19 protein-coding genes and 1 tRNA gene are annotated in these 21,167 nt (G+C 37.7%); 3 read left to right on the top strand and 17 right to left on the bottom strand.

The genetic code is table 11. The annotated features are described in order from the left end of the window. The 5 genes from QM538_02860 to QM538_02880 are packed head-to-tail and all read right to left on the bottom strand — an operon-like array spanning position 1 to position 4,870. Entirely contained in the window at positions 1-1,206 is a 1,206-nt protein-coding gene (locus QM538_02860; protein ID MDI9347423.1) for a cyclopropane-fatty-acyl-phospholipid synthase family protein, read from the bottom strand. Next, complete coding sequence (locus tag QM538_02865) at positions 1,203-1,952, bottom strand: DUF1365 domain-containing protein (protein MDI9347424.1); 750 nt, start codon at positions 1,950-1,952, stop codon at positions 1,203-1,205. Before QM538_02865 ends, QM538_02860 begins: the two co-directional genes overlap by 4 nt. Positions 1,953-1,954: 2 nt before the next feature. Then, positions 1,955-3,187 carry an FAD-dependent oxidoreductase gene (locus QM538_02870; GenBank protein MDI9347425.1) on the bottom strand — a complete coding sequence of 411 codons (1,233 nt, stop codon included), beginning with the start codon at positions 3,185-3,187 and terminating at the stop codon, positions 1,955-1,957. A 9-nt stretch (positions 3,188-3,196) separates the two neighbouring features. After that, complete coding sequence (locus QM538_02875) at positions 3,197-4,108, bottom strand: acyl-CoA desaturase (GenBank protein MDI9347426.1); 912 nt, start codon at positions 4,106-4,108, stop codon at positions 3,197-3,199. 39 nt (positions 4,109-4,147) lie between these two features. Continuing rightward, positions 4,148-4,870, bottom strand: a complete 723-nt coding sequence (locus QM538_02880; GenBank protein MDI9347427.1) for a hypothetical protein — start codon at positions 4,868-4,870, stop codon at positions 4,148-4,150. 45 nt (positions 4,871-4,915) lie between these two features. Between QM538_02880 and QM538_02885 the strand changes: the two genes are divergently transcribed. Then, complete coding sequence (locus QM538_02885) at positions 4,916-5,932, top strand: histidine kinase (GenBank protein ID MDI9347428.1); 1,017 nt, start codon at positions 4,916-4,918, stop codon at positions 5,930-5,932. Here QM538_02885 and QM538_02890 read toward each other — a convergent pair. The 11 genes from QM538_02890 to QM538_02940 all read right to left on the bottom strand — a co-directional run bounded on the left by QM538_02890 (position 5,925) and on the right by QM538_02940 (position 16,692). Beyond that, positions 5,925-6,338, bottom strand: a complete 414-nt coding sequence (locus QM538_02890) for a F0F1 ATP synthase subunit epsilon (protein ID MDI9347429.1) — start codon at positions 6,336-6,338, stop codon at positions 5,925-5,927. The genes QM538_02885 and QM538_02890 overlap by 8 nt on opposite strands. 7 nt (positions 6,339-6,345) lie before the next feature. After that, entirely contained in the window at positions 6,346-7,779 is a 1,434-nt protein-coding gene (atpD, locus tag QM538_02895; protein ID MDI9347430.1) for a F0F1 ATP synthase subunit beta, read from the bottom strand. Between the two features lie 24 nt (positions 7,780-7,803). Further along, positions 7,804-8,700, bottom strand: a complete 897-nt coding sequence (gene atpG, locus QM538_02900; protein ID MDI9347431.1) for a F0F1 ATP synthase subunit gamma — start codon at positions 8,698-8,700, stop codon at positions 7,804-7,806. A gap of 29 nt (positions 8,701-8,729) precedes the next feature. Further along, a complete protein-coding gene (gene atpA, locus QM538_02905; protein MDI9347432.1) occupies positions 8,730-10,271 on the bottom strand; it encodes a F0F1 ATP synthase subunit alpha in 1,542 nt (513 codons plus the stop codon). Between the two features lie 25 nt (positions 10,272-10,296). Further along, positions 10,297-10,938, bottom strand: a complete 642-nt coding sequence (locus tag QM538_02910; GenBank protein MDI9347433.1) for a F0F1 ATP synthase subunit delta — start codon at positions 10,936-10,938, stop codon at positions 10,297-10,299. A 28-nt stretch (positions 10,939-10,966) separates the two neighbouring features. Further along, on the bottom strand, positions 10,967-11,440 hold the full coding sequence (locus tag QM538_02915) for a F0F1 ATP synthase subunit B (GenBank protein ID MDI9347434.1): 474 nt from the start codon (positions 11,438-11,440) through the stop codon (positions 10,967-10,969). Between the two features lie 42 nt (positions 11,441-11,482). Then, entirely contained in the window at positions 11,483-11,707 is a 225-nt protein-coding gene (gene atpE / locus QM538_02920) for a F0F1 ATP synthase subunit C (GenBank protein MDI9347435.1), read from the bottom strand. Between the two features lie 137 nt (positions 11,708-11,844). Next, complete coding sequence (gene atpB, locus QM538_02925) at positions 11,845-12,762, bottom strand: F0F1 ATP synthase subunit A (GenBank protein ID MDI9347436.1); 918 nt, start codon at positions 12,760-12,762, stop codon at positions 11,845-11,847. A gap of 116 nt (positions 12,763-12,878) precedes the next feature. Further along, positions 12,879-13,298, bottom strand: coding sequence for an ATP synthase subunit I (locus tag QM538_02930; protein MDI9347437.1), 420 nt, complete (start codon positions 13,296-13,298; stop codon positions 12,879-12,881). Positions 13,299-13,306: 8 nt separating this feature from the next. Further along, entirely contained in the window at positions 13,307-14,488 is a 1,182-nt protein-coding gene (locus tag QM538_02935) for a hypothetical protein (GenBank protein ID MDI9347438.1), read from the bottom strand. Positions 14,489-14,532: 44 nt separating this feature from the next. Next, the gene (locus QM538_02940) at positions 14,533-16,692 is read right to left on the bottom strand and encodes a 3'-5' exonuclease (protein ID MDI9347439.1); all 2,160 of its coding nucleotides are present in this window, start codon (positions 16,690-16,692) and stop codon (positions 14,533-14,535) included. A 35-nt stretch (positions 16,693-16,727) separates the two neighbouring features. On the opposite strand from QM538_02940, the gene QM538_02945 reads away from it, so the two are divergent. Next, positions 16,728-16,803 (top strand) — tRNA-Thr (locus tag QM538_02945). 32 nt (positions 16,804-16,835) lie between these two features. Here QM538_02945 and QM538_02950 read toward each other — a convergent pair. After that, positions 16,836-18,680, bottom strand: a complete 1,845-nt coding sequence (locus tag QM538_02950; protein MDI9347440.1) for a filamentous hemagglutinin N-terminal domain-containing protein — start codon at positions 18,678-18,680, stop codon at positions 16,836-16,838. A gap of 159 nt (positions 18,681-18,839) precedes the next feature. On the opposite strand from QM538_02950, the gene QM538_02955 reads away from it, so the two are divergent. Next, a complete protein-coding gene (locus tag QM538_02955) occupies positions 18,840-21,164 on the top strand; it encodes an ankyrin repeat domain-containing protein (GenBank protein MDI9347441.1) in 2,325 nt (774 codons plus the stop codon). The last annotated feature ends 3 nt before the right edge of the window (positions 21,165-21,167 follow it).

A 21,167-nucleotide genomic window follows, 5' to 3' on the forward strand; every position in this document is an offset into this window, starting at 1 on the left:
TTATGGCTTAGAGAGAAGAATTTGATAATCAAGTATTTCCTTTTCTAAAAATCCTGCTTCACAATAACAAAAATAAAATTCCCACATATTGATAAATGAATTTGTGCACCCTAGCGCACGGACTTGATCCAACTGTTGTAAGTAGTTTTTTCGCCAATGATACAAAGTCTTGGCGTAGTGCTTTCCAATATTTTCAATATCTTCCACTGACAAATCAGTAGAGCGCACCATGCTCTGCATCAGCGCGGTAAGCGAAGGCAAACACCCACCAGGAAATATATATTTCTGAATAAAGTCCACTGATCGTAGCGAAGATTGATAATTCTGCTCTTTAATCGTAATAGTTTGAATCAATGCCAATCCCTTGGGTTTGAGCAACTCAGAAATAATGCTCAAATAGATGTCAAAATACTGATGTCCAACTGCTTCAAGCATTTCAATTGAAACTATTTTGTTGTAACTGCCACTAAGATTTCTATAATCGGTTTTAAGCAGAGTAATAGAATCGCTCAGGTTTTCCTTAGCGATTAGTTTTTGTACATAGTGATACTGATTTTCTGAAATAGTAGTGGTAGTAACTTTGCATCCGTAGCGCTTAACTGCATACATAGCAAACCCTCCCCAGCCAGTGCCAATTTCCAAGACTGAATCGTTTTTGGTCAACGCTAATTTCTCACAAATTAACTCAAGTTTAGTATAGGTTGCTTCTAACAAGGTACTTTGCGGATTTTTAAAAATTGCTGATGAATACATCATTGATTCATCTAAAAATAATTTAAAAAAGTCATTGCCTAAATCATAATGTTTGGCAATATTGGACTTACTGGTTCGTTTAGTATTTCGTCTCAAAAAATGTCCGAGTAGCAGTATTGGTTGCGCAAAATACTTTGAAAATAATTCAAGTTTGTTAAGTGTGGTCTGATTAACGATTGTCCATTGAATGAGCATTACCATGTCCTTACTTTGCCAGTGTTGTTTCATATATGACTCTGCCACCCCAATACTGCCCCGAACCAATGCATCAATATAAAAACTACAATCAAATACAGTAATTTCAGCAATATAATTCTGACCAGGAGCGACGAGCTTGCCAACAAATGTCGTGGTTATTTCCCCTTCATGCACATGCAATGTGCCATATTGAACTGACGCCAATCTACGATACACCAGCGCACGACATAGCGACTCAAATAGAGTGGGTTTCATTTTGGATAGGAATAGAACGGTACTCGCTTCAAGAATAATACCATAGCATTAACATAGATTAACACAACAGTTTTAATTGCGATAGGGATATGTAAAAAAAGTTTTTTATATAGCTGGGCATTAGTCAAAGTAATTTCATATAGATGTAATGAAGCAGAAAAGACAGCTAGAGACTGTTGAGATAGATGCATTTGAATAGTAATGGAGTCGTGATTTTTGGTAACTAGCCACTCATATTGCATATCCATACTCATGAAGGGTGAAACATGGAAATTCTTATCACAGGTAAATCTATAGACACCCTTTTCCTGCCCGATACGACAATCTAACACATAGGCATATCGTTTGTGCCATGGGGTATTGGTTACATCTGCAACCAAAGCCTGTAATTGATTTGCCTCATCATAACAGAAATAAAAACTAACTGGATTAAAGCAAAAACCAAAAGTACGGATTGAGGTAAGTAAAAATATTTTTAATTTTTCCGATAAACATGAAGACATACCGGTGCGCTCCTTAACCAATGATTGAATTTCTTTTATCAGGGGAATATCAGGATCTCCATAATAATCTTTTCGTTGGAAGCTTGCTAATGCTGCAGTATTAACTCCATAGAATTTAACTTTACTAAATGCAGTGTCTAATCTTTGTAAGTCAAAATAAAACAAAGCTATGTGGTAAGAAAATGAATGGGGTGTAGGGATAAGGCGATTATGTACAATGCGGCCTTGAAATAACTGATGCATGATTACTTTGAACGAGTGAATGAATTGACAGCCTGGTATGCGCTACGAACACCATCCTCATGAAACCCATTTCCCCAATATGCTCCAGCATAATAGGTACGATTAGGTCCAGATATTTCATCTCTCCTACTAACTGCGTGCATCGCATCAAGGGTAAGCAATGGGTGTGTGTACTGTGTAGTTGATATTATTAATTCGGGCTTAATAACATTCGAGCAATTTAAACTGACAAAAAGAGGCTGAGTGGTAGCTAATGGTTGTAACTGATTCATATGATAGGTAACTGATACTTGACGTGCGCTATCAATATTATAATTCCAAGCTGCCCAATTATTTTTATTAACTGGCATAAGATTTTTATCAGTATGCAGTGTAGCAGTATTAGTTTGAAATTTAATCGCAGATAAAATTTCAATTTCGCGAGTAGTGGGTGAGGCAAGTAGTGCCAGAGCCTGATCGCTTGGGCATGCGAAAAAAAGATAGTCATAACGATTTGCACCATCGTTAGTATTAATAATCACTCCACCGTCATCTCGTTGAATAGTAGTGATGTGGCTAGACAACCGAAAAGAACTCTCAAAAGGTTTAATTAAAGTGTTAATATAATTTTTAGACCCGTTGGGAATAGTTAACCATTGTGGCCGGCTATGTAATGATAATAATCCATGATTATGAAAAAAATTAACTACAAAAGAAGTTGAATAGGTACCAATGGTTGCTAAATCGGTAGACCAAATCGCAGAGCACATAGGAAATAAATATTTTGAGATAAAATAATCTGAATATCTGTATTCTCTTAGAAAATCTTGCAAGGGAAGATCAGCATGTGTTGATACCAATCGTTTACTTTGGCGATTAAATTTTATTATCTCATAGAGCATGCAAAGAAACTCTTTATTTAATAGGTTTTTTTTCTGTGAAAATAACGTAGCTAGATTTGAACCACAATATTCAAAATTTTCCTTACGCGAAAACACACTAAAGCTCATAGTGCTTTTCGCACTCGGCACTTGAAGATTGGAAAGCAACGCAGTAAACAATGGGTAGGTAGTTTGGTTATAAACAATAAATCCAGTATCTACTGAAACGGTATTGCCATTTACTGTAACATCTTGAGTGTGTGCATGCCCACCAATACGATTTTCTTTTTCATAAATAGTAATGCTGTGATCTTTGTGGAGTAAATGGGCAAGCATTAATCCTGAAATACCAGATCCAATTATGGCGACCTTCATAGTTTGAAATTAACTTCGTTTATTGCTTTCGCGCAATTTTTTAGGGATAGTTTGAATGTCCCACACGATACCAAACCAAGATAAGAATGTCAAAATATAAAAAGACATATCAATCTCCCACCAATAAAAGCCTTGCCTGGTAGAAGCTGGATAATAATGATGGTTATTATGCCATCCCTCTCCAAAGGCCAATATTGCAACGAGGAGATTATTTCTACTAAAATCTTTGGTTACGTATCGTCTTGTTCCCCATAAATGAGAGATAGAGTTAACCGAAAAGGTTACATGGTATAAAAATAAAGTGGAGAGAACAAAGCCCCAAACCAAAAACTGCCACCCCGCATTAAAAAAACTTTCACCAATTACATACAATACAATAGCTAATAATAAAGGTGCGATAATATCAAAACGGTCAATAAATTTAATCTCTGGAAATTTACAAAAATCTTTAATTAAATTATAATCCGTGGAGAAATTTTTTTTAGATAAAAACCACCCACAGTGACTCCAGAATAAACTGTTACTGATTGGTGAATGACAGTCATCTTTAGTATCAGAGACAACATGATGTTTTCGGTGGTGTGACGCCCACCACAGCGGACCGCGTTGCACTGCAGTGGCGCCAATGAACGCAAAAATAAACTGTACGACCCTACTAGTCTTAAATGTTTTATGGGAAAAATAACGATGGTAAAATGCCGTCAGAGTAAAAGCACGAAGACTAAACATTAAAATAAATGCAAAAAAAGCAGGCCAGCTAAATCCCACCACAAAGACGGTAAGTGCCGATACATGTAAAATAATAAAAGGAACCACTCTAATCCAATCAATGGAATCTTTTAATTCTGTTTGTGTTTCACTATATTCTTTTTCTTTAATAGAATTATCAAGCCAAGCAAAAAAGATCGTACGTAAGTTCATTACTTTTTTTATAGTATACAGTATTACAGCTGCTTTTGATTACCTTCTATCAAAGGTTCGTCGAAAAGTCAAATAAAATCCTGAATTGTTGTATTTATTAATGCTCACATTAACGCTTTGATTGAAAGTAGCTCCAATTGAATAAAAAGATTGCTGAACTCTATATCCAATATCCATCGTCCAATATTCATCAATAGTTCCTTCTATGCCTACTCCAAAATTAATGGTATAAAAAGTAAATTTAGCTGCGTCAATAATAGACTTTGGCACTATATTATTTTTCGTAGGTGTGGCAAGTAGCACAGATATACCAGTGCCAAGCATAATATAAGGGAGAAACTCAGGATCATCGCTTAAACCCATAGTGAAATTAAAGGTCGTGCTAGTTCTGGAAAAACCAACTTTGGCATTGTAGGTAGGACCAGCAAGATCTCCCCAAGATAAAGTAATATCCCCTTCACTATTAAACAAATTATCATTAGTAGGAAAATACTCTAGATTCCATTCAAAACGAGAAGTATTGCCTATAAATTCTCCAAAACCAAAAGAAAACCCAAAAGCACTTTCTCTATTTTCTAAATTGATAAACTTAGTAAACCTGGAATTTCCCGAATCTGGGTTAATAAAACTATTCTTAAAATCAAATGACTCAGCATTAGATAAAAAACTAAACTGAGCATAGGGTGAGTCGGCGTAGCTTGTAGTTAAAGTAAACGCCAAGAAACTAATTATAACTCCAATCCTTATCTTTGAAATATACATTGATTTTCATTATTATATAACAATACGACAGGTTATAATGTTAATGTGGTAGCTGAAGTTACTTCTTTTCGATTGCGATTTCCTAATTTTTGCTCATACGGAGTCTTGTTTCCTCTATTATTAACATCTGGCTTAGTTGCTTTTCTAGTCGTGCTTAGTGGAGGAAGCGAGATTTTCTGGAGCAGGCTATCAGTCACGCTCTTTACTTATGTAACGGTGGTAGTGCTTTCTTGCTGGTTATTGTGCATGCAATCTAACCATCTTCGTTCAGGCACATTACTAAGCCAGTGTCTAATTGTCTATGTGACCTGTAGCTTAGTTACTGCGATAAGTGTGTGGGTTACTTATTACCTGTTTGCATTCTTAGATGACGGGATTTGGTTTGATATTTTTACTTATACAATAATTACTGGAATCGCAGTGAGCATTATGCTCCGTGCACTCTATCTACGGTGTCTTTGGGAAGAACATATCAAGATTAGTCAAAATGTCCGCCTCCAATCATTGCAAACGAGAATTCAGCCTCACTTTTTGTTTAATTGCTTAAATAGTTTAAATGAAATGATCTTGAACAAACCCAAAGTCGCAACTGAAATGGTCTATGCCATGAGCGAACTATTTCGCTCTTCGTTCAATCCATCTGAAAAGGAGACCCTAGGCACTGAACTAGAGTTAGTGCAACGATATTTATTTTTAGAAAAAATTCGTTTGCAAGATAGATTGCAGATCGTCATAGAAGTTGCAGAGGACCATAAAAAAATTGGGTTAATTGCATTTATCTTACAGCCAATAGTGGAAAATGCAATTCAGCATGGGATTGAGCCATCAGTATCGGGTGGAAAAGTCTCCATCCACAGCTCAATAACCAAAGGACGATTGATAGTAGAGGTGAGAAATGAAGTGCGTGTCAGTAATAATATACCCAAATCCACTAGTGGCAACCAATTTGCACTTGGCAATATCAAAGAACGACTAAGACTTGCCTATGGTGAAGGTAGTGGAATAAGTATCAGAAATGAAACTTCATTCACTTCCGTAACTATTACCATTCCAATTATTTAAGTTTACGTAATGCACGCAGAGTGGCAAGTTGCGCGGCGGTGTTTACTAATTCTGCTTTAGCTTTAGCGTATTCTTCATTGCTGAGTTTTTGTGCCATAAGATTTTTAGCATTTTCCCTTGCTTTTTGAATTTCATGCTCTAAAAGGTCTTTAGCTGAGATTGAAGTGTCAGCAAGGATGGTTACTTGGTTGTGAGAAATTTCTAAAACACCTCCACTAACATAATAGGTGTGCTCATCTTGATCATTCAGCACGCGAATCGGCCCAGGTTTGAGAGAGGTAAGTAATGGAGTATGCCCACTTATTATACCTAATTCACCTAAAGTACCATTTGCCACTACTGTATCTGCAACTCCTTGATAGCTAATACCTTGGGTTGAAACAACTGAAACTTGTAGTTTGCTCATTATTTAATTAGGCAATCGTTTTTGCTTTTTCTATAGCTTCTTCTATAGTTCCAACCATATAAAATGCTTGTTCTGGTAAGTGGTCTAATTCACCTTGAACAATTTTATTAAATCCTGAAATAGTATCCTTAAGCGAGACATACTTGCCAGGCTGGCCGGTGAAAGTTTCTGCAACATTAAATGGTTGGGATAAAAATCTTTGAATTTTTCGTGCCCGAGCGACTGTATTTCTATCTACTTCTGAGAGCTCATCCATACCAAGGATGGCAATTATATCCTTGAGTTCTTTGTAGCGTTGTAGAGTACCCTGCACTTGTCTTGCAGTTTGATAATGATCTGTTCCAACAATATTGGGGTCAAGTAAACGCGAAGTTGAATCTAACGGATCAACTGCAGGATAAATACCTAGTTCAGCAATCTGTCTAGAGAGAACCAACGTTGCATCTAAATGAGCAAAAGAAGTGGCAGGAGATGGATCGGTGAGATCATCAGCGGGAACATAGACAGCTTGAAATGATGTAATGGACCCAGTTTTAGTAGAAGTAATTCTTTCCTGCAACACACCCATTTCTTCAGCAAGGGTGGGTTGATAGCCAACCGCAGATGGCATTCTTCCAAGCAGTGCCGAGACTTCGGTTCCGGCTAAGGTATAACGGTAAATATTATCTATAAACATAAGTACATCTCTGCCTTCATCTCTAAAATATTCTGCCATGGTTAGCCCAGAGAGCGCGACACGCAGTCTATTGCCAGCAGGTTCATTCATCTGCCCATAGACGAGTGAGACTTTATCTAACACATTGGAATCTTTCATTTCATGGTAGAAGTCATTACCTTCACGGGTTCGTTCTCCCACTCCGGCAAAAACAGAGTAGCCAGAATGCTCTATAGCAATATTTCTTATCAATTCAAGCAGGGTAACTGTTTTTCCAACTCCAGCACCACCAAATAAACCTACTTTGCCACCTTTTGCAATTGGCATAATCAAATCAATTACCTTAATGCCAGTTTCTAAGAGGTCTGTACTGGGCGCTAGATCAGTAAACACTGGTGCTTTTCTATGAATTGGTAAGCGATCTTGAGTTTTAATCGGCCCAAGCTCATCAATAGGTCTACCTAACACATCCATAATTCTACCAAGTGTAGCCTTACCTACAGGTACTTGAATAGGATTTTTGGTATTTGTAACCTTCATGCTCCTTCTTAATCCATCTGTGACTCCCATAGCAATACATCGCACAATGCCATCACCGAGTTGCTGTTGGGTTTCTAAAATTAAATCAGTATCATCTACGCTAAGCGCATCATAAACATGGGGCACATGATCAGTATCAAATTTAACATCAAGAACTGCACCAATAATACTAATGATTTCTCCTTGATTGCTACCGATGGATTTTTTTTGTGCTACTGGTTTATTATTTTTTTTGATTGCCTTCATGGTTGTTAATCCTTCCTTTTTATGTTAAACGGCAGATGCTCCTGCTACAATTTCTGAAATTTCTTGGGTAATACTTGCCTGTCGTATTTTGTTATATTTAAGTTGCAATTCTTCAATGAGAGACTTTGCATTGTCTGTGGCGTTTTTCATGGCGACCATCCTAGAGGCCATCTCACAACTAATATTCTCTAACAGCGCTTGGTAAACTATGGAGCGAAGATACATAGGCATTAGCATTGCTAATATATTTTTCGCTTTAGGTTCATAAATATAATCCCAAGGTAACTTAGAAGCTAATTGAGGGTTTGCAACACTACCACTCTCGCTATCATGTAACAACGTGAAAGGAAGTAAGGTGCGAATCCATGGCGTTTGACTTACGGTATTGGTAAATTTATTACTAGCGAGATACACCCTATCCACTTTTTCTTGAACAAATAAATCACTTATGCTGTGCACTAATCCAACTATTTTTTCAGGATCAGGGATATCGCCAAGCCCAGTAACTTGAGCATTAACTTGCATCCCAAGTCTTCTGCATACCGCACCACCTTTATTACCAATCACCGCAACATGGCAGTCTGAAGTATTTAGATGGAGGGCTTGGGTAAACTTAAAAAGATTTCTAAATAGATTACTATTTAAACCACCACACAATCCTCGATCTGTAGACATGAGGATTATGCCAATTTTATTACTGACAGTTTTCTTATGGCTGAGAAACGGATGTTTATATTCGGGATTGGCCGTTGAGATATGTATAGCAACTTCCTTTATTTTTTCTGCAAAAGGTCGAGCCATTGACATACGAAGCTGGGCTTTACTCATCTTGCTGGCCGCTACCATTTCCATTGCCTTGGTAATCTTTTGCGTATTCTTAACGCTTTTGATTTTGGTTCTGATTTCTTTTCCGCCTGCCATAGTAGACCCTTAGTTAACTAAGATTATTTTTATACCCATTTTTGTTTGAAAGATTTTAGAACCAAATGCATTTTATCTTCAACAGTTTTATCAAAAATAGGATTGTTATTAATTTCGCTTAAAAGTTGATCTTGATTAGTTTCTAGATATCCATGTAACGCATGTTCAAAATCAACAACTTTTTCTAAAGCTACATCATCCAGGTAGTTGCGTTCCACTGCAAAAAGTGAGAAGGCCATGAGTGCTACACTGAGTGGCTGGTACTGTTTCTGTTTCATAAGTTCGGTAACTCGTTGCCCGCGTTGAAGTTGTTTTCGGGTTGCTTCATCTAGATCTGAAGCGAACTGAGAAAATGCCGCTAATTCTCGATACTGCGCTAAAGCTAAGCGAACTCCACCTCCAAGTTTTTTAATAATTGGGGTTTGTGCAGCTCCGCCCACACGAGAGACAGAAGACCCTGCATTAATTGCTGGCCTGATATTAGAATTAAATAAATCAGTTTCTAAAAATATTTGGCCGTCAGTAATAGATATAACATTAGTTGGAACAAACGCAGAGATATCTCCAGCCTGAGTTTCAATAATTGGAAGAGCGGTAAGTGATCCAGTTTTTCCTTTAATCGTACCTTGGCTAATTTTTTCTAAATAATCTTCATTGACACGAGCGGCGCGTTCTAATAAACGCGAGTGTAAATAAAAGACATCGCCCGGATAGGCTTCACGCCCAGGAGGTCTGCGCAGAAGCAAGGAAACCTGTCGATAAGCCCAGGCTTGTTTAGTAAGATCATCAAAAATAATAAGCGCATCCCTGCCAGAATCCATGAAATATTCACCCATGGCACAACCGCTATAGGGGGCTAGAAATTGCAAGGCCGCTGATTCAGATGCTGAAGCACTAACAATAATTGTGTGCTTGAGAGCGTCATGTTCTTCTAATTTTTTTACTACTTGATTAACTGAGGATAGTTTCTGACCGATAGCAACATAAACACAAAACACACCTGTATTTTTTTGATTAATAATCGTATCTACTGCAATGGCAGTTTTACCGGTTTGACGATCACCAATAATGAGCTCTCTCTGTCCCCGTCCAATTGGTACCATCGCGTCAATTGCCTTAATTCCAGTTTGCATGGGCTGATTAACCGATTTTCTGCTGATTACCCCAGGGGCAACTTTTTCTATCGGGGAAGTTTTTTTAGTAGCAATTTCTCCTTTGCCATCAATAGGTTCACCCAAGATATTAACTACTCGGCCGAGTAGTTCTTCACCCACTGGCACTTGAAGAATTTTACCAGTGCAGGTAACAGTCTGTCCTTCAACAACTTGTAAATAATCTCCCAAGATAACCGCACCAACACTATCCCTATCCAGATTAAGTGCCAATCCAATTTCTCCTCCTTCAAAGAGCAACATTTCACCTTGCATGACCTGTTGTAAACCATATATCCTCACGATACCATCTGATACACCGATGACCATGCCTACCGTTTTTACTTCTGACTTAAACTCTAGGTCTTCTATTTGTTTTTTAATCAGCTTACTGATTTCAGTTGCTTTTAATTGCTTCATTACTTCTCCTGTTTTGCTAGAGTCATTATTTTCTTTTGGAACTTTTCTTATTCTTTAATTTTTTTGCAGTTTCTTTGATTCTTTTCTTTAAACTACCATCAATGAGAATATCATTATCCTTGCCTTTGATAACAATTCCTGCACCTAAAAGGGGATCAATAACTTCAGTCAAGATAGGTTTTTTATTAAAAACAGAGTAGATTCGACTAGCTATCAGATTCTTTTGTGATTCAGTAAGTGGAAAAGCAGTATTGATTTCAAAAGGCACTGACCCAACTCTACCTCGCTTCATACGTTCAAATTCGATGGCAATTCTAACAATATGCTGTAGTCTGTTATTATCTGCAAGTAGAAAAAGAAAGTTCTTGAGCTCAATGGAAATATTATCCTGACATACCTTTACAAAAAAATTGACAATATCATGCCTAGGAATCAAAGGGTTCTCAAGTAAACGACGCACTGGAGGCTCGCTCGCAACATGCACTACAAGACCCAGCTCCTCACTCCAAACATCAAAACTATCTGCTTCGGCGGCAATATCATATATTGCCCGAGCATAAGGGAGGGCAATGTTCCCATAGAGCATTGTGTGATTACGGTCAGACATTAACTTTAGGTTTTGTTTATCTTGTTCTGTAGTGGGAATTATATCTGTTTTATCTTTCATATTTATTTTCTGCCATGTTTATTTGGTACTATTTCAATTGTTGAACTAAATCTTGTATTAGTTTGTTGTGAAGTTTTGCGTTAACTTTTTCTTGAATAATTTTTTCTGCAATCTGCACCGCGAGCTCACCAACTTCTCCTCGTAAATCATTCATTAGCTGCTCGCGCATTAGCTCTGCTTCTGAACGAGCCAGAGTAATAATTCTAGCTGACTCTTGTGATGCGTGAAGTTTGGCTTGTTCTTCAATATGAGTAGCATTCTGCCTTGCAAACTGTAATAATTCGTTTGCTTTTTGTTTAGCAAGAGCGATTTCTTTTTCGGCTTTTAATTGTGACTCTTGATACGTACGATGACCTTGCTCAGCTGCTTTAATACCTGCTTCAATAGCGTGTTGTCTTTGTTGAAGTAACTGAGCGAAATTAGGCCATACCATCTTCCAACAGAACCAAGTGAACAACAGAAAGCTGATTGACTGCCCGATGAGTGTAAGATTTATATTCATAGTACTAAGTAGAGCTGTGTTTGTATTGACTTATTATTGAGTTTACAAAGTAAAAAGCATGTACAAAGAAATTCCAACTCCGATCATCGGCAACGCGTCCAAAAGACCTATCACGATAAAAAAATTCGTTCGTAAAATTGGGAGCAACTCAGGTTGCCGAGCGATGCCTTCTAAAAATTTGGAGCCCAATAACGCTACTCCAATAGCTACTCCGAGTGCAGATAACCCGAGCAAAATTGCCACAGACAAATAAAGCAACTCTCGCATTCCCCCATTTGCTGTTACGATTTCTCCTACTTGTTGTACTGCTTGTACTGCTTGTGCTGCTTCTTCCATAATTTCTCCTTTAGTTTATATTTGAGTTAATAATTAATAGTTGTTGTTAGTTGTTGTTATTTATTTGATTAGTGTTTTCGATAAGCCCCATCCATATAAATTATTGTTAGAGTCATAAAAATAAAAGCCTGAAGCACAATGACAAGAATATGAAAAACCGCCCATGCCCATTGCAAGGCTCCACCAAATATCGAAATCGCTAGCGAGCCAGAATACATCAATGCAATGAGGATAAAAATTAATTCCCCAGCGTAGAGATTACCAAATAATCTCAAGGAAAGTGAGAGGGGTTTAGCAAGGAGGGCTATAGCCTCTAAGAAAAAATTTGGCAAGATTAAGCATATTTTTGCAATTGGATTACTAGAATGTAACGGGTGTAAAGTTAGTTCGCTAGCAAACCCCCCCAATCCTTTTTCTTTAATGCTAAAAATAATGATTAAGATAAATACCGTTAGCGACATGCCAAATGTGGCATTAACATCAGTACTTGGAACTACCTTAAAAAATACTTGATGGGGGTCTACATTAAATAAAAGAAGCCCAAATTTGCCTGCAAGAACAGGCAACCAATCAACTGGGATTAAATCCATTAAATTAATTAAAATTAACCACATGAAAATCACCAAAGCAAAAGGGGCTAACCAACTGCTTCTTCCTGTAAAAGAACTCTTCACGGAGTTATTGACAAACTCCACCATCATTTCACAGAAATTCCACATACCATTCGGTACAGTTAAATGGCCATGATTAATAGCTCTTCTACCAATAAAATAAAATACAGATAGAAAAATCATCCCAAGGGCGATTGACCAGAACATAGTGTCAACATGTATAGCCCAAAATCCAAATTGTTTAGCTTGCTCTGCGGTAGTAGCAAAACCCCAGTGCCCATCGGGGAATTTGCCATACGCCAAATTTTGCAGATGGTGTTTAATATACTCACTTTGAGTAATACTTTGTGAAGAATTTGAGATTGATGATGCCATAAAAAAATACTAAAGACTTGAATTAACCTTTGTGGTCATTGCGTCGCATTCATGCACATTCAAGTTATGTATTAATTATTTATTATACAACATTGAATACTACTTTTTCAAGTTAACTAATTAGAATCACCAAAGTCTTCAGTGGTTTCTTTGGTGGTGTTTTTATGAATAAGGTAGTGTATGGGCATCACAGAAATAACCATGAGCATGTACCCAGAAATAATTGACAATGGGTGCGATATCAATTTTTCGCTTTTCCAAGCTATCACAAATAAAACTATAATAGTAATATACTTGATAAATAACGCCCACTGCATTCTCTTGTATTCAGAGGTCTGATCTGTAATAATACCTTGTTTTTTCAGTTGTTCTGTTCTGTTTTGCACCCACCACACCGAAAGTTGTCCGAGGAGCACAATACCACTACCATATCCAAAAGCGAGCGCATAGGTGCTATCTGATATTACTAATACCACTGTAGTAGCAATGGCTGCCACAACACATTGATACTTCCATACCTGGGCATTAATTATCATAAAAGCACTCATTGAATTACTCCATAAGTAGATACATGCGTCGCTTCAAAGCCAAAAACTATCAAATAAATAGCACACCCAACTAAAAATGCGATGAAAAGAAGCGAGCCATACAGCATCCAACGCAATGAGTTTTTAGCCTCAGGTAAAAGTGAACTAACTGCCACACCTGCTGAGCTACCAAACCACATCATTGACCCACCAAACCCTAGTGAAAAAGACAGTAGCCCCCAATCTTGGATGCCTTGCTTAATCGCTATTGAGGTAAGTGGGATGTTATCAAAAAAGGCGGACAATACCCCTACCAGCAAGGTAGACATCACAGTCGGTGGTGGTAAAAAATTGGTTGGCAAAACTGTGGCAGAAATAATGAGAAGGCATAAAAAGCTAGCTTCCTTATATGAGTCTTTTAGTAAACTCCATTGCAGTGAGATAAAAATTGCACAAAGTCCTAACCCCATCCACAATCCAAGCCCCGGTAAATCCCAGAGATTGGCAATAAAAATACAGACTATACAGAACGCCACTCCTAAAATATTTTTCAGCTTAAAAGATTGTTTGTCGCTCAGATTAAATGACATAGCTTGGTAATAATACTGTTTGTAACTCAAGGGAAGACCAAAGATAAACAGCGCAACAAATGCAGGTAGAAATGCTTTAGCTAATTCTAAAGGCGGAATCCCACTTATCCAAAGCATAGTAGTAGTAGTATCTCCAATAACCGACCCCGCGCCACCAGCATTGCTAGCGCCCACGATTGCAACTAAATAGCCAAGATGGAGTTTATCTTTAAAAATAATTTTAGCAGTTACCACTCCTAAAATTGCACAGGCAATATTATCAAGTATCGCTGAGAGAAGAAAAATAATTAATAATAATAAAAAAGCCCCAATCCAGTGATTAGGAAGCACCATATGGATGTAGCTAACCGCTCCACTAGTTTCAAAGAGTTTTGCCAGAAGTGTAAAACCTAGTAACAATGCAAAAATATTTATGAGTAAATGTCCATGCTCATAGACATGCCCAATCACAGAAAATGATGGAATTAACTGTAAATAAGACGCTGCCACAGTGAAGCATAGTAACATAACGGTGCCACCAGTAGCAATTAATAAGGAATGTTTGTGATAAAAAATAATGCCGAGTAAGATCAGCGCGAAAATTGTAAATTGAAGATATATTGTTATCATATTTGAACCTACGCACTATTATATCTAATAATGTTTTTGTGTTTTTAAAGCTTTTGCAAATTAGCGTACTTCGCCATAAGCCAACGACTGCCTAATTTATCAAAGCGAACTAATACCTGCAAATCATCCCCTTCTCCTTTTGTCTCAATTATCAATCCAATGCCAAACAAGGGGTGGCGAACTCTAGTATGGTTTTTTGAAGTGGCATTTTCAGATGAATAATGTGTAGGTCGAGATTGATGAGTAATCTCATCTAGTTCTTGACATGTGACAATTAGTTGTTCGGGCAATTCCTTAAAAAAACAAGAAGCAATTGAAGTCTGATGGCTTCCAAATATAGTTCTACTCAAACAAGAAGTTAGAGTCAGTTGTTCTTTCGCACGGGTTATTGCAACATAACAAAGCCTTCTCTCCTCTTCTAAATCCATCTCTCCTTCAAATCCTGCATGAGGAAATGTGCCATGTTCCATTCCAGCGATAAACACTGCCTTAAATTCAAGCCCTTTAGCTGCATGCACCGTCATCAACTTAATTTTATCTTCACTCGTAGCGGTTTCGTTGTCTGAATCACCAAGTGCACATTTATCTAAAAAGAGATCCGCCAATGCGCCTGGCTCTAACCCAAACTCACTTTGCTGATCGCGTTCATAGTCTTTAGCTGCACTAACTAACTCTCCAATATTTTCAATTCGATCAATATCAAGATGTGATTTTTTTTGCTTCTCCTTGTAATAATCTAGCAACCCACTTCTTGTAATAATTGACTTGACTGAATAGGCAAGAGGAGTAGTGGCAATTTCTTTGATAGATTCAGCGACACCATCAATAAATGTCTTAGCATTGGCAAGCACACGCGGGGGTAACTGACTGCCCGCAACTAATTGGCTTAGAGCGGTGTAGTCGCTGCAGGCGTGATCCCTGGCATAGGTTTTGATTTGTTCAAGTGATTTTTCACCAATACCACGCATCGGCACATTGACTACCCGCTCAAAGGAAACCATATCATGGGGGTTGCGGGCAAGACGAATATACGCTAGAGCATTCTTAATTTCTTCTCGCGCAAAAAAACTAACTCCACCATACACCTCACACGCTATACCTCTTTGTAACACTTGCTGCTCTATTAGCCTAGAAAGTCTATTTAAACGATAAAGCACAGCAATTTCATTTGCTGGAACTCCTTGTTGTAATAAGGCCTGGATGCGTTCTGCAATTTTTTTGGCTTCACTATGTTCGTTACTTACAACTAGGTGTTTTGCAAACTCTCCATCCTTGCGCTCCGTCCAAAGTTTTTTGCCTAAGCGATTTTTATTATGTGAAATCAAAAAGTTGGCTAAACTTAATATTGTGGCATTAGATCGGTAGTTTTGTTCGAGTTTTATTAGTTTGACATTTCTAAGCTCTTCATGGAATTGTTGTAATACCTTGGCATCGGCTCCACGCCAACCATAAATAGATTGATCATCGTCTCCAACCGCAAACATGGGAATGACATCTCTAGAGAGAAATCGCAACCAACTATACTGAAGTGGACTGGTGTCCTGAAATTCATCAATAAGGATCGCCTTAAAAACAGAATGATAATGATTTGCAATTGCATCTTGCTTAAATAGCTCTACTGGTTTCAAAATTAATTCTGCAAAATCCAATAATCGATTTTCTTTTGTTCTAGCTTCGTAGATTTTGTAAAGTGGGACTAGAGGATACTCATAATTTTGCAACGCATTGGCAGGAATGGAATGAGCGCGATAACCATTCTCTTTATTTTTGTTAATAAAAAACTGCAGTCCTTTAATTTTTTCTTTTTCTGGAGTTTGTGAAGATTGCTCTAAAAGTAATTTTTTTATAAAAGAAAACTGGTCTTGGCTATCCATAATTTGAAATGGTTTTTCCCATCCAGATTCGGCAGTATGCTTTTCTATAAATTTTCTTCCCACCCCATGAAATGTGCCAGCCCAAGGCAATGAGATATTTCCACCAAGCAAAGAACGCACTCTGTGTTTCATTTCTCGTGACGCCTTGTTAGTAAAGGTCAAAATAAGAATTTCATTAGATCGTAATCCTCCATTCATAATGAGATGAGCGACGCGGTAGGCTAGCACTCTAGTCTTTCCAGTTCCAGCGCCACTAAGTATTAGCCCATGTTGGTCAACTGGTAACTCAACCGCAATTTGTTGTTCAGGGTTAAGAGGGAGCGAGCTCATAGTATAATTACTAGTTTACCGTACAATACAGCAATGCCGTTGTAGCTCAGTCGGTAGAGCAACTGTTTCGTAAATAGTAGGTCGGAAGTTCGATTCTTCTCAACGGCACCACCATCATCACACTATAGCAAGTGTATATTTGACTAAAAATTTCGACAGGCCTGTTCAAAAAATGACACGAAATCATCGGCAGTATCGTCACAGTCAGTTCCTAATACTGATAGTGCTATATTAAATAATTGAACAAAAAAGGTATCGTCTTTTTTCTTAGGAATACTAATAAATTTTTCTATGACAGTTTGATCTATCTGCTGAGTAACTCTCATAGTGGTACCAGGGCTTTTTTTAATCAATGAAAATAACCTGCTCGCATCTGATTCAAATTGCACATAGCTAAACTGACCTCGAGGTTGGATTATTTCAATTTTAGTAAAAATAACTGCGTCATAATCAAACGCTATGAGTGATATTGGATCGCGGCTAGTACCGATTGCGCCACCTGAGCGAAGAGTTACATTTGGAGAAATGATAGAGTTACTCGCAGTAATTGCACCATAAGGAGCACTTAAAGTAAGTGCATTTACGGTAATTGGTGAGGAAATAATAATGTTACCCTGTTTAGATTCTATCAATAACTGCGCGGCAATGGTTACAGAATTTTTGACTACTACCGTGCCATAGGTTTGGCTAAGTTTTATCACACCATTGTTAATAACAGATAATGTGCCAGCAAACAAACTGCCAATATCTTTTTGATGCTCAAGAGATATATTTCCAATGCGAGATTCTGCGATTAATGTAGCGCCATCAACATCTACTGATATTGGCGTTCCATTAGGATTACCAATATTTTTATAGGCAACCAATGTTAAAGCCTGAGCGGATATAGGCACCGAGCCATAGATATTGCCATCTAAAGCAAACAACTCTAAATTAACATTTCTTCTTTGAGTAAACGCAGTATTTAAGACTAGATCTCCATTAGTCTGGGTAAGGGACAAGACAGACGAGTTTGAAATAGTGATGCTTGTATTTAATAATTGATTTACGGTCTGACTGGCATTTGCTGTAGCAAGAAAAATATTCCCACCGATTGCACTAACCTTTAAGTTTTCGCTTGTAAGTGCAATTGTGCCAAGTTCAACTCTCAATGGAACGATGGACGAGCCCACAGAACCATTTGCTGATGTAACAGCCAGGCTGTTAGTAACAGACACGATTGGTGCGATTTCTACATTATTATTCGCACTCACACTAACCTGGCCGCCAGACAATGTTGCTGAACTAGTAACTTGCAATTCGCCAGAATTAGAAAAAATATCTATCACTCCTCGTGGGTGAATAACAGCACCAGATATTTTAATATCACTATTAGCTCTGATAGAAAATAATGCGCTTTGATTACTAGGGGTTTGGACTCGTGCAGAAGAAGTTATCTCTATTTTTTTTCCAACTAAAAAAGTTTGTGTGTTATTAAAACTACCCAAAGCGGTAATATTACCAGTCAGCCCAGCATAGTTAGTAATATTAACTGAATTACTTACCGCACTCCACGCTGCAGTGGTCTCATTAGCTGCAATAGCGATAAAGGTATGCGCGGACACGGACGAGTTAACACCAAAATAAAAACCATTAGCGTTTCTCAGCACCACCCTTCCATTAGCAACAATTGTCCCAAGAATTTGTGTTGGGTTTTCGCTAGTTATATTATTAAAAATTATTGCATTGGCGCTAGGTTGAGTAAACCTAACTGACTCTGTTGCTTGAATATCAAAAGTTCTCCACGAAACAGTGGCTTGATTAGTGGTTTGAACTATGGTAGTGTCAGTTGAACCAGAAGAATTTATAGATGTTGATACATTTATTGTGCCATCAGCCACATTATCAAGTACTGGTGAAGCCTGAGCATTAATTCCTAATGTCATTAAACACCACAATGCAAATATCATATTATTGCTCATAAAAGCATTTCTAAACAAACCACGCATGCTGTCCATTTTACCATGTTAAATCTAGATAATCTGCCTCTTACGGACCAATTAGTTTTTTAGAATGCATTTTAAATTTAGCTAGGTTGGTAAGACATATTCCAAATGAAAAGTGATTGACTCTTAAAAAACATAGTATTATGGTAAAATTGTATAATTATGACATTTGTACTAACATTAGTACTAGGACTATTGCTAAATTTTAGCAGTGTTTATGCGGTAGAGGAAGGAAATTCTAATAATACTGATAGGCCAAAAGCGTCCGCTCCCGTTACAGCCCCCTCAACAGCTACTCCAGTTAAAAAATCTTTAAAAACCAAGGTTAAGAAAAAGAAAATTTCTAAGGAAGAAAAGAAGGTTATCGCACCTCAAGTTTCGGAAGCCAAGGGTGATAAAATTCCAGAAACCAAGGGTGATAAAATTCCAGAAACTCAAGCAGATTTGAAAGGAGAGCAACAGCCGGATCCTTCAGTAGTGGTGGCTACGCCAGCAGAACTTAAGCCATTGATAATCGACCGAGCATATTGGAGAGATTTAACTAAGGAGGAAGCACAAATTAGAATTGCTATCGGCGAAATTAACAAAAAATCATTGACTGAAACTATTGGTAGTTTTGGTGAGACTCCTCTCCATCTTTTATTAGCCTGGAATCAAAATATTGAGGTGGTGGATCTGATTCTCTCATTATTTGAGGCTGATACCACACTTTCAATTCAAGATACTAAAAAAAACGACCTGATCCATTATGCCATTAGCACAAATCCAAATCCCCAAGTAGTCAAATTGTTGGTAACTAAATTTCCTACCATGGTATACAAAAGATTGGCAAGTTTGGATAATCCAATCAACCTTGCCTCCTCAGTAAGTGCGAATGGAGAGATTATTAACATACTTACTGAAGTAAAGGCTGAAGTTGATATCAGGAATGAAAGCGGACACACTGCCTATCACCTTGCTGCTTTAAATAATAACGAGCCATCTATTTTTTACTCATTGAACAGTTCGGGTTTTAATTCACTATCGCGTGATAAATCGCAATTCACCGCACTCCACCTTTTAGCGGCGAGAAGTCAAAATCATTTTTATATTCGGTCCTTAATAAGCGCAGGTGGTGATGTGTTATCAAGAGATGGCAAATTACAAACTCCACTCCATATGGCCGCCAAGTTCAATCAAAGCTCTGAAGTTACCCTAGCTTTATTGCAAAGTGGCGCTCAAGTAGAGGCAAAAGATATAGATGGTAATACTCCTTTATTGCTAGCAGTCATGCATAATCCTGACCCAATTATAATCTACGCCCTGATTAATGCCGGTGCTAATTTTAATGCTTGGAATAAAAAAGGGCAAGATGTTTTTGATGTGAGTAAGAAATTGTATCCCGATGGTGCGCTTAATGCCTATTTAGTCGCCTGTGCATCTGCACTAAAAAATCGTCGTCCATGCTTACCCCTCACAGATAAACGGTTGATATTCGGTAATCGTATTGATGACAATAAAATTGCAACAGCATTACACCAAAATAGAAATTTACTGGACACTGAACTGTATCTTAATTCTGTCTTTTTGCAAATGTATAAATACCCTTCTAATTTATTTGAAGTTAGCCCAAGTAGTACTATCTCTGACTGGAAGAATCTCAAACTAAGTCTCATTGATTCTAAGAAATTACAGGAACTAGACAATCAATATCACAGAATCTTAAACGACGCTGAAGCGCAAATCAATACAGTAGCGCTTGCATTACTAAAAAATATTAAAGATATAGAAATTAATTCAAACGCAACCTCCGATGAGGCCTTTTACCAAGCAAAATATAAATTGGAACAGGCTGTTGACGATTGTGATTTAGATATCTGCACTGCTATCCAATATTTTCTAGAATTTAGAGATAGCTCAACTGTAGAAAAAGGACTTGCCAGTTCTAATCTTCATTCAACCACACCGACAACCACAACAGAGGCTGAAAAAGAACGATCAAACCAACAATTGGTTGATAGCTTAAAGGAAGTAGAGGATAAAAAAACCACCCAAGCTATGAAAAACGAAACCGACGCAAAGCCTGCAGCCACAGATGGCACTGATCTAAAAAAGACTGAAAGTGAGGCTGCTAAAGAAAGTTTCGATTCTCTATCTTCGCAAAACAATTCAACAACAGAAGCTAACCTCCCAGTTGACTTGAGAGATAATTTTCCAAATTGGTATCTGAACTTAGTTGCGGATATATCCAAACTATACCACAGTCGATTTCAATTCAGTGAAAATTATAACAAGGATTATGCTATTGACCCGCTTCAACCACCTAGCTACGCACAAACTGACGCCATCTTTCAATCAATGTTATCAAGCACTGGCTTAGAATTATTTCAAGATATTATCAGAAATGCTAAAAATCATTCGTCTATCTCTTCTTACCTGCGAAAAAGACCATTGTGGCTAACGAAAATATACAGTGGCATCATACAGCCTGAGCTCCTTTCTCAGTAGTAT

The organism is Candidatus Methylacidiphilales bacterium, assembly GCA_030054035.1.
Classification (GTDB): domain Bacteria; phylum Pseudomonadota; class Gammaproteobacteria; order JASGCS01; family JASGCS01; genus JASGCS01.

Excerpts from the sequence above, each read along its gene's own strand:
- atpB (MDI9347436.1), bottom strand. The coding sequence starts at position 12,762 with ATGGCATCATCAATCTCAAATTCTTCACAAAGTATTACTCAAAGTGAG.
- QM538_02935 (MDI9347438.1), bottom strand. The coding sequence starts at position 14,488 with ATGATAACAATATATCTTCAATTTACAATTTTCGCGCTGATCTTACTC.
- QM538_02910 (MDI9347433.1), bottom strand. The coding sequence starts at position 10,938 with ATGAAAGATAAAACAGATATAATTCCCACTACAGAACAAGATAAACAA.
- atpD (MDI9347430.1), bottom strand. The coding sequence starts at position 7,779 with ATGAAGGCAATCAAAAAAAATAATAAACCAGTAGCACAAAAAAAATCC.
- QM538_02870 (MDI9347425.1), bottom strand. The coding sequence starts at position 3,187 with ATGAAGGTCGCCATAATTGGATCTGGTATTTCAGGATTAATGCTTGCC.
- QM538_02955 (MDI9347441.1), top strand. The coding sequence starts at position 18,840 with ATGACATTTGTACTAACATTAGTACTAGGACTATTGCTAAATTTTAGC.
- QM538_02875 (MDI9347426.1), bottom strand. The coding sequence starts at position 4,108 with ATGAACTTACGTACGATCTTTTTTGCTTGGCTTGATAATTCTATTAAA.
- QM538_02860 (MDI9347423.1), bottom strand. The coding sequence starts at position 1,206 with ATGAAACCCACTCTATTTGAGTCGCTATGTCGTGCGCTGGTGTATCGT.
- atpA (MDI9347432.1), bottom strand. The coding sequence starts at position 10,271 with ATGAAGCAATTAAAAGCAACTGAAATCAGTAAGCTGATTAAAAAACAA.
- atpE (MDI9347435.1), bottom strand. The coding sequence starts at position 11,707 with ATGCGAGAGTTGCTTTATTTGTCTGTGGCAATTTTGCTCGGGTTATCT.
- QM538_02940 (MDI9347439.1), bottom strand. The coding sequence starts at position 16,692 with ATGAGCTCGCTCCCTCTTAACCCTGAACAACAAATTGCGGTTGAGTTA.
- atpG (MDI9347431.1), bottom strand. The coding sequence starts at position 8,700 with ATGGCAGGCGGAAAAGAAATCAGAACCAAAATCAAAAGCGTTAAGAAT.
- QM538_02950 (MDI9347440.1), bottom strand. The coding sequence starts at position 18,680 with ATGCGTGGTTTGTTTAGAAATGCTTTTATGAGCAATAATATGATATTT.
- QM538_02890 (MDI9347429.1), bottom strand. The coding sequence starts at position 6,338 with ATGAGCAAACTACAAGTTTCAGTTGTTTCAACCCAAGGTATTAGCTAT.
- QM538_02930 (MDI9347437.1), bottom strand. The coding sequence starts at position 13,298 with ATGATAATTAATGCCCAGGTATGGAAGTATCAATGTGTTGTGGCAGCC.
- QM538_02865 (MDI9347424.1), bottom strand. The coding sequence starts at position 1,952 with ATGCATCAGTTATTTCAAGGCCGCATTGTACATAATCGCCTTATCCCT.
- QM538_02880 (MDI9347427.1), bottom strand. The coding sequence starts at position 4,870 with ATGTATATTTCAAAGATAAGGATTGGAGTTATAATTAGTTTCTTGGCG.
- QM538_02915 (MDI9347434.1), bottom strand. The coding sequence starts at position 11,440 with ATGAATATAAATCTTACACTCATCGGGCAGTCAATCAGCTTTCTGTTG.